Here is a 14,783-nt window from a genome sequence, read left to right as displayed (position 1 = left end):
CTAACCTCGATCTTTCTTAAAATTCTTATCAATCTCAGATCTCTAACAAATCACCAACAACCCCACCTTTAATATCGCCGTCGTTTGCACACATCAACATTTTCAACAAGCCACGCAGGTCCCATTCGGTTTTTACTACACTCTCTACATTGGAGTCGTAATGATAAACTGCATCATCATCCATTAAAGTCTGAATAAAATAGTACTGAGTCTCAGAAACCCAGGCTAAGACAAATGGCTTATTCAGAAACTCATAATGCCCGGATTCTTGCATCTGACTCAAGAAGTTAACCTGAAAAAGCAAATGAGTACGTACTCTCCAAGACGGGCGATACAACTGGATGAATGAGTCCCCAATCAACCCACCATCACTTCGCCCCATTTCAAGTAAAAATGACTGTAGTTGACCATTGATACGGATATCGTAAAGCCTTTTGAGTTTCTCCAGCTCATCTAGACTATAACCCAAAAAAACAATATCCCCCTCAAGAAGGTCTTCACTTACAAAAGATCTAACAAATTCACCAATCATGGATTAACTCCCGAAGTACCCTGAAAAAACCTCACATCAAAAAGAGGGTTATTTTCAGCAAAAATTTTACTCGTCACCGAACATCCACTACACATACCTGGCTTGGCTGCTGAAGTGTTCTGCACCCCGATTGAAACTTTAACTTTCTGCCCAGAGTAAAACTGTTGCAAATAGCTCATTATTTTTTGTTCAGCATGATTAAAATTGGTAGATCCATTCGCTCCATTTGAAACGCTTGGAACAACCCCACTGTCAGCTACAATCACTTGGTATTGAGCCCCTCCTATTTCCACAGTTTTTGGAGCATCGCCTTTCCAGGATTTTCCACTTACAGATAGTAAGTAATTCACCTCACCATTGATCTCAACAGCGCCTGTAGCTACTGACAAGCTGGTTGTATCTCCCCCTCGTACATATGGCAACAAGCTATCACGAACCACTGCCGGATTAATTGCCTTATCAACTATGTCGTCCAGGGAGCTTATATTCAGATTCTTCGGAAGCCTGGCACCTGCGGAACTTGCCGCTTCAGCTGCCGCAGCCATCTCCTTAGCCGCAACACTACCAAATCCGCCCACACCCAACGCAGCACCACCAGCCGTCGCAGCACCAAAGGGCAGCTCAGCCGCCACCAAACCAAGCTCCGTGCAAAGAGCCGGACTGAGTCCACAGGCAGCCAGAATTTCCGGACCAAGCGTTACTACGGCACCGGCGCCTCCCACAATCGCCACGCCACCTACGAGAACATTACCGCCCTCGCCCATGAGCTTTTTACTGTAGTTTGAACGGCATATGTCCGCAGGCAGCCCATCACAGCTTTGCTTAGCAAAATCGTTATAGCTCTTTTCAGCAATCGCGCGGCTGCCCAGTTCATTGTTCTCTGAGGCGTTTCTACCGGATTGGGCACCGGTCACTGCCCCGGCAAAATCACCGCCGACAGCCCCCCCCACAAAACCTGCAGCCAATGACGACAGCGCCGAGATCGTCTGCTTCTCGGCTTCAGTCAGTTGATCGCGACTTCGATTCGGGTACAACTGCGCAGCAATCAGCTCACCGGTGGCGGCACCCGCCGCGCCGGCAGCAGCCGAGTTGCCTTGAACCTGTGCAACTACCGCCCCCAGTACCGCTTGCGCCATGATCCGCGCAGAGTCGTTATCACCTGCTGTGCGCTTGATGATATTCGCCAGGTAGGGCGCCGAGGCGCCGGCCAGAGCCGAACCGATGTCACCACCCGCCAATCCTTGCAGGGCGGCGGTGACGGCTTGGGCTACTCGCTGGTAATCACCACCCGTACCGTATTTGCCCATGATCTGCTGATAGGCATCAGTAGCAATCAGCTTCGTCTGGTACTTCTCTACCTCCTCTTTGCTGGCATTGCTTCCTGGTCGATAAATACCTTTCTCTTCAAGCTCCTTGCTCGCCTCTTGATCGGCCTTCAACTGCCCCTCGGTCCGAACAATGTCCGTCACCTGAGTGCCAATCTCGCCAATTAGCTGCACCTCCCGCAGGCGCTTCTGCTCCTTCTCCTTGTCGAAGATCGGGCTGATGCTGCCGTTGGCGTGTTCGACGTCGCGGCTGAGGGTGGCAACGTCCTGCTTCTGCTGGCCTGGATCACGAATGTCCAAAGTGCCGTTGGAGATTGCCGATGAGGTGGTGCCGCTGGCACTGCCGCCGTGGTTGTAGGCGATCAACATGCCGCTGGGCATGTTGCTGGTGAAGCCATCAGCACCGCCGTTACCGCTGCTGACGCTGGCGCTCTGCATCTGGCTTTTGTATTCGGCCTCGTTCTTGAGGTCGCTCCAGCCCAGGGTGCCCGTGCTCAGGCGGTTTTTGTCGGTTTCTGCGGTGCTGGCGATGACGCTGCCATCCAGCTGGGTGTGCTTGCCCACTTCAACCTGATAGCCGCCCTTGCCGGCGAACAACCCGGTCTGTTCCTGCACGCTCTGGTACTTGGAGTCGATCTTGCTCTGGCTGACGCTGACCGAAGCGCTGCCGGTCATCGTGCCGAACGTGAAGCTGGCACCGCCGCTGACATTGCTCTGCTTGGACTTGTAGTCGTCGGTGTCTTGCAGGCTTTGCAGCGTGAGGTCGCGCCCGACCTTGGCCGTGATCTTGTCCGCATTGACTTGCGCACCCTTGAGAACGGCGTCCCGCCCACTGATCAGGCTCGCCTGGTTACCGGCGTCCAGGGTGGTCTCGGTCCAGGTGGTGCCGGTGCCCTTTTCCTTGCCCACACCCTTGTTGCCGTTGGCGAAGATACTCAGGCCTGCGCCGTTGGGGCCAACGCCCAAGCTGACGCCAATGGCACCGCCGCTGCTGCTGTTCTTGCCATCAAGCTTTTGCCGGTTGGCCGCGGCCTCAAGCTGGATGTCACGCTCAGCGGCCAGCAGCACGTTATTGCCCGCCTTGAGTTGGCTGCCTTGCACGCGAATGTCGCCATCTGCCCCAGCGGTACCGCTACCGGCAGCCACAATGGAGAGGTTGTTGCCACTGGTCAGGCTACTGCCCTGACTGACCACCTGCTCCTGAGTCTGCTTGGAACTGGACTGCTGCGAGCCCAGGGAAATGCTGATACCGACGAACTGGCCAATGTTATCGCCGTTCATCCCGCCGCCCTGTTGGGCCGCTTGCCAGGCCTGAACACCAGTCAGGCCAGCCTTGATGCCTTGCAGGGCAGAAAGGCGGCTATCGTCCTCCTCCCTGGCTTGCTTGGTGGTCTGGTACGCGGCGTCGACAGCACTGCCGACGGTTCCGGACAGCGCCAGGGTCAGGCCGCTGGTCTTGGTCTTGGAGGTTTGCTCGCTCTTGTTGTGATTTTCCGCCGCGAGGATGCTGACGTTCTGCCCGACGAGACTGATGTCCTTGCCCGCGATGACGTCGGAACCTTTAAGAGTCAGGTCCTTGCCGGCCTGGATATCGACGTTGCCCAGCACACTGCCAATGGTGCTGGCCTTGGCGTTTTCGGTGGTGCTGGACGAGGTGTTCTGAGCGCTAGTTGAACCCAGGGTGAAACCAATCCCGCCACTGCTCAACAAGCCGGACTTTTTCTTCGATGTCGAATGGCTTTGCTCGTAGGTTTCGGTGGCACTATCGATCTCGACATTGCGTCCTGCAACCAGGCTGGTGGAGTGGGTGGAGACAATATCGCTGGCGGTCGCGCCAATATCCTGGCCGGCGCGGATGACCACCGTATCACCACTGACGGAAGAGCCCTGTTGAGTGATGGAGTTGCTGCTATCAATCCGTGTTTTTTGGCTGCTGGACAACCCGGAACTGCTGGTCTTGGTCTTGCGGTAATAGCTGTAGTCGCTGTTCTGCCCAGCGCTGAGGTTCACATCACCGCCCGCATAGAGATACGCCTCATCCCCCGCCGTCACCCGACTGGCCGTCAGCGCAAGATCCTCACCGGCCTTGAGCGCCACATTGCCGCCGGCAACCAAGGTGGTGCCCACCTGCTGAACATGATCCTCCTGCCCCTTGAAGCTCTTGGTCTGGCTGAACCAGTGCTGCTCATTCGCAGCAGAAGCCAATGTCAGGTTTTCTTTAGCCGACATCGACACATCACGCTTGGCCTCAATTTGGCTGGCAATCGCCGTGATATCGCGACCAGCACTGATGGACAGGTCGCGACCTGCCTCAAGTGTCGAACCATGCTGGGTGACACTTTTGTCACGGTAGTTGGCGTTCAGCTGATTGCCGACCACCTGCTCCACAGCCGTCAGGCTGACATCACGGCCAGCGGTGATGCGGGTATCTGCGACGCTCTTTAGGACTCCCGCGCTGTTATTGAAATCGCGTCCCGCATTGATGGTGAGGTTATTCGCGGCCTCAATCCGTGCAGCACTGTCGACAAAATCCCGCTGCTGCGCGAACGAATCCTTATTACTTTGGTGCGAGGTCAAAGTGCGCTCGTTAACCACGTCCCCATCAGTTGCCGTCAAGGCCACATCGCGCCCAGCGACAACACCACCGGCCTTGTTCAGCAGATCCTTGCCCGCCGTCAGATTCAGGCCCTTGCCCGCCTCCGCCAACCCACTATTGACCAGGTTCTCCCCCGCCACCGCCGACAGGTCATTGGCCGCGCGCAGGGTGCCGACGTTGTTCAAGTCCTTGCCGGCAATCAGGCTCACGTCCTTGCCCGCGATCAGGGAGCCGTTTGGCGCCAGGCGGTTGTTAGCCTGTGCCAGGTACAGCACTGGCACCAGCACCTGTTCGCCGTTCACTTCATGGCTTTCCAGCCAGACGATGTCGTGGGTCAGGGCGGCGACTTGCTCGGAGGTCAGGGTCACGCCCACCGACAGGTCAAGCTGTTGCTTGCTCTGGAGGGCGTTGTCCATCAGGTGCTTGAAGAGCTTTTCGTTGCTGTCCTGGCCGTCGATAAAGCGCTGGCCGGTGCGGGCCACCATGGCTTGCTGGATGAGTTTCTGTTCGTAGAAACCGTCCCCCAGGCGCTTGGCGCTTTCATCGGGGTTGTAGCCCAGGTTGGACAGCAGGTAGTCCGAGCTCATGAACTGCTTGAGGTTGGTCAGCGCCGGGTTGGTTTCGATCAGGTACTTGTGCGGCCGGGACAGGCTCGCGGCGTCCGGCAGGCCGGCGATCTGCGCAGGCGTCGGGGCCTGGGCCAGGGTGCTGCCCTGGCCGCTGAGGCGGAACAGGCCGTTGCCGCCGGTGGGCAGGGTGAAGCCCGGCAGCTCCAGGGGGTTGACCTGTTGCTGGGCCAGTTCCGGGGGCAGTTGCGGGTTGATCCGGATCGGCGTCGAGTAGCCGTTGCCAACGCCGGTGTCGGTCAGGGTCTTGCCGGCGCCGACGTACTCGTAGAAGGAGCGGATCACGCTGTTGTCGAGGGTCTGGTCAGCCTTGAGGTTGACCTTGCCACCGGCCTGGATGGTGGCGGCGAAGGATTGGTCGCCGTCCACCACCTTGCTGCTGGAGGACAGCATCACCCCGGTCCAGGCAATGAAGGCGCTGAGGTCGGAGGCGAAGCTGCTCGAAGGCGTCGGGTTGTTGCGGACGTTGAACGCGGCGGCTAGGGCTGCGGCGGTGCCGGTTTCGTTGACGAAGCTCCAGTAGCGCCGCAGGGTGGTGATTTCCTGGGGTTGCAGGCCCTGGTTGTGGACGGTCTCGGCCTTGATGTTGATGTCGCCGGCCGCGGTAATCAGGCTGCTGGTGTTGGTCAGGGTCTGGGTGTCGATCTGCAGGTCGGCGCCGCTGTTGAGGCTGGCGGCGGCGCTGCTGTTGGTCACCCGCAGGCGGTCGGTCTCGGCCACTTCCCACAGGCCGTTGATGCGGCCACCGCCGCGGTCGTCGCAGCCGGCGACGGGAATCAGGGTGCAGGACAGGCGGGTGATGCTGGCGGCACTCTTTTCGTGCTCGGTGTACTGCAGCACGTCCATGACGTTGTTGAGGGTGCTGGCGGCGATGGTCAGCTTGCCCAGGCTTTCGATATCCCCGGAGCGGTTGTCCAGCAGGTCGGCCCTGGCTTGCTGGTCGTCCTTGGCGATCAGCGCGGCACCCAGGCTGTACACCTGGGCGTAGCGGTTGGTGAAACTGTTGGTCAGCAACTGCATATTGCCGCCGCTGGAGATCAGGCCATGGTCGTTGACCAGGGTGGCGGCGTTGAGGCTCAGGTCTTCGCCGCTGCCCAGGGTGCCGAGGTTGTGGATGCTGGCGGCATTCAGCAGCAGCTTCTGGCTGGCGGTGATACGCCCGGCGCTGTTCAGCGCACCGTCGATCTTCAGGGTGCCATTGGCGCCACCGGCGATGCTGGCGCTGTCCGCCAGGTCCAGTTGGGCGGCATGCAGGTCCAGTTGACCAATGCTGCTCAGGCGCCCCTTGCCGCTGTAGCTGCCGTTCAGGTCGAGGTTGAGCGCGGCGTCACTGCCGATCAGGCCGTCATTGCTCCAGTGGCTGCCGCTGCCGGTCAGGCCGGTGCCCGCCAGGAGCTGGCCATCGGCGGTCTGGGTCAGGTGGTCGACCTTGACCAGCAACCGGTCGGCTTGGATTGCACTGCTGTTGGTCCAGCGCTCGGCTTCCAGGGTCAGTTGGCCGGCGGTCTTCAGGCGGCCGCCGACGTCTTCGAGGTTGGCCATGGAGATGCCGAACACGCCACTGCCGCTGTGCAGCAGGCTGCCGCCGCGGTTGTTGAAGCCGCCGGCGTCGAAGGCCAGGTCGTTGTTGGCGGTTTCCAGGGAGCCGTCGCGGTTGTCGAAGGTGCCAGCGATGCTGAACCGGGTCTTGCTGGCCAGGCCCAGGGCCCGCAGTTGCCCGCGCTGGTTGTCCAGGCTGGCAGCAGCGGTGGCCAGGGTACTGCCGCTTTCGATCAGGCCCTGGCGGTTGTCCAGGGCACCAGCGAGCTCCAGCTCGATCTGCCGGGCGCTGATCTGGCCGGCCCTGTTGTCCAGGTCCTTGGCGCTGATATGCAGAGCCTGCTGGGCGAAGAGCGCGCCGTCGCGGTTGTCGAGGCGGCCATCGGCCGCGGTTTCCAGGGTGGCGTCGCCGTTGAGGGCGGACACCTTGCCGGCCCTGTTGTCGAGGTGGCCCGCCTTGAGCGTCAGGTCGCCCTGCTGGGCAATCACTTGTCCGCCTTGGTTGCCGGCGTCGGCCGCCACATCGAGGCCCAGGTTGGTCTTGGCCTGCAACAGGCCCTTGGCGCTGTCCAGACGCTCGGCATTGAGTTGCAGGTCGGCTTCGCGGCTGAGGATCTCTCCGCCATCGCTGTTCTGCACTTCGCCACTGGCGCTGATCAACACCGACTCATTGGCCGCGACCCGGCCCTTCTGCCGGTTGTCCAAGTGTTCGGTGAACAGCCGCAGCCACTGCTGGCTGGAAAGTTCGCCGCCCTGGTTCTCAACCTTAGTGCTGCGCTTGAGCAGCAAAGGGCCAGCGGCAGACAGGGTGCCCTGGTTGTTGATCAAGTGTCCCAGCAGGTCGAGGGTGACGCCCTGCTTGCCGGTGAAGGTGCCGTGGCTGTTGTCCAGGTCACTGCCGATGAATTCCAGGTCGCCGGTGGCGTTGACTGTGCCGCCCTGGTTGCCCAGGGCCATGGCCTGCAGGGTCAGGGTGGCGGCGCTGTCGATGGAACCGCCCTGGCTGTTGTCCAGCCGGTCGCTGAGTTTGAGGCTCTGTGCACCCGCGCTGGAGATCATGCCCTTGAGGCTGTTGTCGAGGCTCGCGGCCTTGACGTCCAGGGCCTGCTGGCTGACCAAGGCGCCGCCCTGGCTGTTGTTCAAGGCGTCGCTGAGGGTGACCTCGACACCGCCTTTGAGGCTGGAAACGGTGCCTTTGTTGCTGTTGTTCAAGCCCGTGCCATTGAGGGTCAGGCCCTGCCAGCCCGAGAGCAGGCCGCCCTGGTTGTCCAGTTCTGCCGTACCGGTTATCTCCAGGGTCTGTTGCGCCAGTACCACGCCGGTGAGGTTGTCCATGCCGGCCAGTACCAGGGTGCTGCTGCCCTGGCTCGACAGCTCGCCACCGCTGTTGCCCAGGTGGCCCAGGGTGGCATTGAGGGACTGCTGGCTCTTGATCAGGCCGCCCTGGCCGTTGCGCACTTGCTCGGCATCGAGTTGCAGGCGCTCGGCGCTCAGCAGCTTGCCCTGACGGCTGTTATCCAGAGTCCCGGCACTGACCGTCACCTGGCGCTGCCCGCTCAGGGTGCCGCCTCGGTTGTCCAGGATCTGTGCCGTGTTCAGGGTCAGGTCGCGGCTGGCGACAATGCTCTTGCCGCGGTTGTCGAGATCCCGGGCGTTGAGGCTGATATCGCCGTTGGCGTTGCGAGAGTTATCGGCATTGACCCCGGCTTCGATGATGCCCTGGTTGCTCAGTTGGCCACCGCTGTCCAGCTGGATGCTGTCGCGGGCGGCGAGGGTTTTCTGGCTGCTCAGGTCGCCCCGGGTCTGCACCTTGAGCTCGCTGCCGGCGTAGACCGCGCCCTGGGCCTCCAGGCTGCCGGCCTTGATCGCCACCGCGCCCTTCTCGGCAGTGGCGTCCGCCATGCGCAACTGGCCGTTGGCATCCAGTTGGATATCACCGCCACTGGCAATCAGCTTGCCGTCGAGCTTCACCCCCACCCCGGCCTCGGTGCCCACCAGTTTGATGGCCCCGGCGTACATGCCGCCCAGGGCTGATGAGTCGATGGCCAGTTGCGGTGCATCCGCCGGGTTGGCGGTGCGGGCCGTGGCATTCAAGGTCTTGGCGTCGACGTCGTTGGCCCCGGCGATCACCGCCAGGTGCCGGGCCTGGATCTCGGCGTTGATCTTGGCGCTGCGGGTGATGATTTCGAACTGGTCGATATTGCTCGCGTTGAGGCCCGCGCCCTCGATGGCGACGCTGCCCTGGTCCACCTGGTAACGCTGGACCTGGCCGTTCTCGATCACCGGCTTGCCGGTGGTCAGGGTGGCCTTGGGGGTGTTGATGAAGCCGCAGCCGTTGCAGGTCACGCCGTAGGGGTTGGCGACGATGACATGGGCCGCTTGCCCGGCCACTTCGGTGTAGCCCTTGAGCTGGCTGGGGCTGCCGCCGTTGACCTCGTTGAGGATCACATTGGCCGCGCGGCCACCCAGGTTGGAGTTGCCGAGAATGATCCCGCCCAGTTGGGTTTCCTGGGTGCGGCCGGTGGCGTTGTTGAGGATCAGCCCCTGCTGGCCGACGTTGTAGTCGCTGAACTTGTTGTGCGACAGGCCGCTGCCATTGGGCGTGGCAATGTTGACGATGGGCACGCCATTGCCGGCCTGTCCCAGTGTTGTGCCGCTGCCGTTGACCACGATGCCGTCGGCCATCGCCACCACGGGCTGCCAGAACATCACGTTGGCCAAGATGAACGCCAGACCGCGTTTGGACAGCCCCCAGAACGTATCCCGCGCTTGCAGGGTGGCGGAAGGCTGGCGGGCCAGAAAGGCGAACTGACGAGCGTCCATGTCGTATATCTCGGGCAAAGAGCGGAGTTAAAGGAACAGGTCCAGGCGGAAATAGATCGGGGCTTCCCGTTCACTCAGGGCTTCGGGCCGTTCGAGGGAATGGGCAAAGGTCACGCTGGCGGCAAGGTGCTTGCCCCGGGCGAAGAATTCGATGGAGTCGCTGGAGACCCGGCCATGCTGCTCGGCGTTGTAGCGGTCGTTGCGGATCGCGCCGAAGTCATAGCCCAGCCCCGTGCCGTATTCGGCGAACACCGGGCGCAGCCAGTCCCAGCCCACCGGACGAGTCCAGCGCAGGTCGTTGCGCCAGTAGTAGCCGCTGTCGCCATTGAGGCTCTGGTCCTTGTAGCCGCGGATCGAGGACTGGCTGCCCAGGCTCATGCGTTGCGAACTGAACAGCACATCCTCGCTGCGCTGGCCGGTGACCAGGCTGCTGAACACCAGGGATTCTTCCCCCAGTTTGAACGGCTGCAGGTAGCTGGCGGTGGCGCTGTACTTGCGATAACGGGCGTTGGCCTGGCGGTTGCCGAAACGGTCGCGCTGGTTTTCACGCTGCGCATCGAAGGCGCCGATGCCGTCCTGCAGCCCCAGGTCGAGGTTGAGAAAACCGCTGCCGATGCGCCGGCCATGGTTGATACCGAACTGCGCCTCGCTGAGGCGGTTGCTGCTGTTGCTCAGTTTGCTGTCTTCGATGTAGTTGTTGGTGCGCAGATAGCTCAGGCCGGTATTGAGCGAGGTTTTGCTGAGGGCGTCGCGATGGATCACCCGCTCCAGGCGCAACTGGTGGTTCTGGCTGTCGCCGGTCTGCTTGAAGTTGAAGCCCACGGCCTGGGCCAGGGAACGGTATTCGCTCTGGCTGTAGCTGTAGCTGAGGTTCCACCATCCAAACGGCAGGTTGTAGTAGAGCATGGCGTTGCGCGAGGTTTTCTGGTGGTCGCTGACGGCGTCGTGGCCGCCGCGCAGCACCAGTTGGTCGGCCAGCCCCAGGGGGCTGTCCCATTCGAAGGAGCTGCCCCACTGCTGCTCGCCGGTGCTCTTCTGGCCCTCGTTGCTGCGTGATAGGCCAACGCGCCAGGGCTTTTGCGCGTTGTTCTTGACCAAGACCTCGCTGCCGCCCACGGCCTGGCCCGGGGCCAGTTCCATCTGCGCCTGGTTCGACGGCAGGCGGTTGAGCTGGTCCACCATCTGTTCGATCTGCCGCAGGTTGAGCAGCTCACCGCTACTGCCGGGGAAGGCCATGTTCAGCTCACGGGCACTGAGCTTGCTGTCTTCGGCGGCCTTGAGCCCTTCGAGCTTGCCTTCCACCACCAGCACTTGCAGGTGGCCGCTGGAGAGGTCTTGCTGCGGCAGGTAGGCACGGCTGGTGACCAGGCCTTTTTCGATATAGCGGTCGGTGATGACCTTGAGCAGTTCATTGAGCTGCGCTACCCCCAGGCACTGGCCGATGTAGGGCTGGAGCAGGCGCTCGCGCTCGGCAGCCGACAGCGAGTCGGCGCCCTTGAGCTGGATGTCCTTGATCGGGAAGCAGCGGCTGTCGGCCGGCGCCGTGGGCGCTACAGGCGCGGCGCTCTTGCCGGGCAGGTCCTTGAGTTCTTCGAGGCGCCGCTGCTGTTCTTCCAGCAGGCGGTTCTGGCGGTCGCGGATCAGGTCCTGGTCGCCGGGGTTGAAAGCCGGGCCCGGCAACGGCGCGGCAGTGGCGCTGGGCGGCGCAGTGACCAGCAGCAAGCAGGACAAGGCACAGCACAACCTCATCCCGAGGGTGGAGAGAGACATATTCGGTCCTTCGAAACGGCAGCAAGGGTAGAGAAAGGGCGCGCGATGTTAATGTGCCACCATTCTGGCGTCAATTAAGCGCGAGCATCGTCGATGGATGGCTGGTTTTGCGGGGCACGCGCCCTGCTACAAGGCCGGATGCTAGAGCTATCGGCGGCGCCGGCAAATCAGATCCATCTGAATTACCGAGTAAGAATTCCTGATCAGGCACGGCAATCAAAGCCGCGGCCACCGGCTCAATCCAACTGAACTTTCCCTGCCTCCGCTGCCTCAACCGGATGACTGCCCGTTCCGAATCACGAGGCCTACGCCATGAAGAACCTGAGCATTCTTACCCTCGCCAGCAGCCTGCTGTTCGCCCTGCCCACCTGGGCCTGCACCCCGGACGAAGCCACCGCCAAGCGCGAACAGCTGGCCCAGGAAGTCAGCAAGATCACCGAGCAGAACCCGGCCAAGGCCAAGGAGATCAACGCCGAACTGCAGAAGATGGACCTGAGCACCTCCAGCAAGGACCTGCCGGACAATTGCCAGTTGATCGACCAGCGGCTCAAGGAACTGGCCACTGCCGAGAAAAAGGCCGAGAGCTGACACCCGCAAAGCAAAAAGCCCGGACCAGGTCCGGGCTTTTCATCTGCATCAGGCGCCAGGCTTATTCAGCGGCGGGGGCCTGTGGCTTGCGGCGCTTGAGCGGCGCCAGGCCATCCTGGCTGACCAGGCTGTCGCTCTTGGGCCGATTGGCGGTCTTGCGCTTGGTCGGGGCCTTGGCCACGGCCTTTTTCTTGTCGCCCTTGGCGTCGGTCTTTTTCTTCTTCACGCCCACCGCCTTGCCGGAGGCCTTGACCTTCTTCGGCCCGCTGTAGGTGCCTTTGACTTCCTTGATGGTGCGGCGCTCGAAGCTCTGCTTGAGGTAGCGCTCGATGCTCGACATCAGGTTCCAGTCGCCGTGGCAGATCAGCGAGATGGCCAGGCCATCGTTGCCGGCACGGCCGGTGCGGCCGATGCGGTGCACGTATTCGTCGCCGCTGCGCGGCATGTCGAAGTTGATCACCAGGTCCAGGCCGTCAACGTCCAGGCCGCGGGCAGCGACGTCAGTGGCCACGAGGATCTTCACCCCGCCCTGCTTCAGGCGGTCGATGGCCAGCTTGCGGTCCTTCTGGTCCTTTTCACCGTGCAGGACGAAAGCCTTGTAGTCCTGGGCCACCAGGCGGCCGTAGATGCGGTCGGCCATGGCCCGGGTGTTGGTGAAGACGATGGCCTTCTGGTAGGTCTCGTTGGCCAGCAGCCAGTTGACGATCTGTTCTTTGTGCTGGTTGTGGTCGGCGGTGATGATCTGCTGACGGGTGGTTTCGTTCAGCTGGCTGACGCTGTTGAGTTGCAGGTGCTCAGGGTTGTTGAGGACCTTGGCGACCATTTCCCGCAGGCCGGAGCCGCCAGTGGTGGCGGAGAACAGCATGGTCTGCTGGCGGTTCGGGCATTCGTCCACCAGGCGCTGCACGTCTTCGGCAAAGCCCATGTCGAGCATGCGGTCGGCTTCGTCGAGCACCAGCACTTCGACTTCCTTCAAATCCAGGTTGCCGGCGTTGAGTTGCTCCAGCATGCGCCCCGGAGTGCCGATGAGGATGTCCGGCACCTTGCGCAGCATGGCAGCCTGGACCTTGAAGTCTTCACCACCGGTGATCAGGCCCGACTTGATGAAGGTGAACTGGGAGAAACGCTCGACTTCCTTGAGAGTCTGCTGGGCCAGTTCCCGAGTCGGCAGCAGGATCAGGGTCTTGATGCTGACGCGGATCTTCGCCGGGCCGATCAGGCGATTGAGGATCGGCAGGACAAAAGCCGCGGTCTTGCCGCTACCGGTCTGTGCCGTCACCCGCAGGTCACGCCCTTGCAGCGCGAGCGGAATAGCCGCTGCTTGCACCGGCGTCGGCTCGACAAATTTAAGCTCGGCCACGGCTTTGAGCAGGCGTTCGTGCAGGGCGAATTGGGAAAACACGGGTGCTACCTCGAAGATATGCAAAAAAACAGCTGCATAGGGTACCGGTTTCGAGCGCGAAGGCCGAGTTTCTTTGTGCAAACGGTGGCAAAGAGTTGGTTTTTTGTTAACCGATTTGTCCTTAACCGTAACTTTCCCAGGGTTAAATGCTCTAATCCCCCCTCCTGTGCCTTATAGAAGAATCGTTTTAGCCCATGGATTTCAAACAGCTCTGGCTCAATACCCAGGATCTCTGGGGAGCACTCGACCAACACCCTCTCCTGCACGCCGGCATCGGCCTGGCCCTGTTACTGGTGGTCGCCCTGCTGGTCGGACGAGTGGCACGCTACCTGGTGCTGCACGCGGTCAAGCTGCTGGGCCGCCAGCCGGCCCTGCACTGGCTCAACGACCTGCGCCACAACAAGGTATTCCACCGCCTGGCACAGATGACTCCATCCCTGGTGATCCAGTTCGGCCTGCACCTGGTACCGGAGCTGAGCAAGACCAGCCTGCTGTTCCTCGGCAACCTGGCCATGGCCTTCACCATCCTGTTCCAGCTCCTGGCCCTGAGCGCCCTGCTCAATGCCCTGCTGGACATCTACGCGCGCACCGAACACGCCCGCACCCGCTCGATCAAGGGCTATGTGCAGTTGGCGAAAATGGTGTTGTACGTGTTTGGCGCGATCATCATCGTCGCCACCCTGATCGACCGCTCGCCGCTGTTGCTGCTGTCGGGCCTGGGCGCCATGTCGGCGGTGATCCTGTTGGTCTACAAGGACACCCTGCTGTCCTTCGTGGCCAGCGTACAGTTGACCAGCAACGACATGCTGCGGGTCGGCGACTGGATCGAAATGCCCCAGGTCGGCGCTGACGGCGACGTGGTGGACATCACCCTGCACACGGTCAAGGTGCAGAACTTCGACAAGACCATTGTCTCCATCCCCACCTGGCGGTTGATGAGCGAATCGTTCAAGAACTGGCGCGGCATGCAGCAGTCCGGCGGCCGGCGGATCAAGCGCAGCCTGTACATCGACGCCAGCGGCGTGCGCTTCCTGCATGACGACGAAGAGGTGCGCCTGAGCAAGGTGCGCCTGCTCACCGACTACATCGGGCGCAAGCAGTCCGAGCTCAAAAGCTGGAACGAAGCCCAGGGCAACGTCGCCGCGCTGTCGGCCAACCGCCGGCGCATGACCAATATCGGCACCTTTCGCGCCTATGCCCTGGCGTACCTGAAGAGCCACCCGGAAATCCAGCCGAACATGACCTGCATGGTGCGCCAGATGCAGACCACGGCCCAGGGCATTCCCCTGGAGATCTACTGCTTCACCCGCACCACCGCGTGGGTGGATTACGAGCGCATCCAGGGGGATATCTTCGATTACCTGCTGGCGGTGATGCCGGAATTCGGCCTGAACCTGTACCAGCAGCCCAGCGGCACCGACCTGCGGGCCGGCCTGCTGCCGGCGGTGCTGGGTGCCAGCCATGTACCGACAGTAGAGAAGCAGGCTCTGTAACCCGGTAGGAGCTGGCTTGCCAGCGAAGGCGTTGGCCGGCCAGACGCAACGCTTGCGGGCCCTTTCGCCGGCAAGCCGGCTCCTACAGG

The 14,783-nt window shown here is 61.6% G+C and carries 6 protein-coding genes; 2 read left to right on the top strand and 4 right to left on the bottom strand.

Going from position 1 to position 14,783, the window contains the following annotated elements; translation table 11 throughout:
- Nucleotides 1–34: 34 nt before the first annotated feature.
- From AC07R1_RS17110 to AC07R1_RS17100, 3 genes are read right to left on the bottom strand one after another with little or no spacing between them, the layout of a single operon-like run.
- Nucleotides 35–532, bottom strand: coding sequence for an SMI1/KNR4 family protein (locus tag AC07R1_RS17110; protein WP_495110769.1), 498 nt, complete (start codon nucleotides 530–532; stop codon nucleotides 35–37).
- On the bottom strand, nucleotides 529–9,441 hold the full coding sequence (locus tag AC07R1_RS17105) for a hemagglutinin repeat-containing protein (RefSeq protein ID WP_495110768.1): 8,913 nt from the start codon (nucleotides 9,439–9,441) through the stop codon (nucleotides 529–531). Before AC07R1_RS17105 ends, AC07R1_RS17110 begins: the two co-directional genes overlap by 4 nt.
- Nucleotides 9,442–9,468: 27 nt before the next feature.
- Complete coding sequence (locus AC07R1_RS17100) at nucleotides 9,469–11,211, bottom strand: ShlB/FhaC/HecB family hemolysin secretion/activation protein (protein ID WP_495110767.1); 1,743 nt, start codon at nucleotides 11,209–11,211, stop codon at nucleotides 9,469–9,471.
- 312 nt (nucleotides 11,212–11,523) lie between these two features.
- Here AC07R1_RS17100 and AC07R1_RS17095 point away from each other — a divergent pair, with 312 nt between their 5' ends.
- Nucleotides 11,524–11,799, top strand: a complete 276-nt coding sequence (locus tag AC07R1_RS17095) for a hypothetical protein (protein ID WP_011059888.1) — start codon at nucleotides 11,524–11,526, stop codon at nucleotides 11,797–11,799.
- A 61-nt stretch (nucleotides 11,800–11,860) separates the two neighbouring features.
- On the opposite strand, the gene AC07R1_RS17090 is transcribed toward AC07R1_RS17095, so the two are convergent.
- The gene (locus tag AC07R1_RS17090; protein WP_011059887.1) at nucleotides 11,861–13,201 is read right to left on the bottom strand and encodes a DEAD/DEAH box helicase; all 1,341 of its coding nucleotides are present in this window, start codon (nucleotides 13,199–13,201) and stop codon (nucleotides 11,861–11,863) included.
- A 194-nt stretch (nucleotides 13,202–13,395) separates the two neighbouring features.
- On the opposite strand from AC07R1_RS17090, the gene AC07R1_RS17085 reads away from it, so the two are divergent.
- Complete coding sequence (locus AC07R1_RS17085; RefSeq protein ID WP_011059886.1) at nucleotides 13,396–14,694, top strand: mechanosensitive ion channel family protein; 1,299 nt, start codon at nucleotides 13,396–13,398, stop codon at nucleotides 14,692–14,694.
- Nucleotides 14,695–14,783 lie beyond the last annotated feature (89 nt).

It is taken from the genome of Pseudomonas sp. GW821-FHT07F01 (assembly GCF_059418825.1).
The sequence above is the reverse complement of the archived record's forward strand: the minus strand, read 5'-3'. Positions and strand labels throughout refer to the sequence as shown.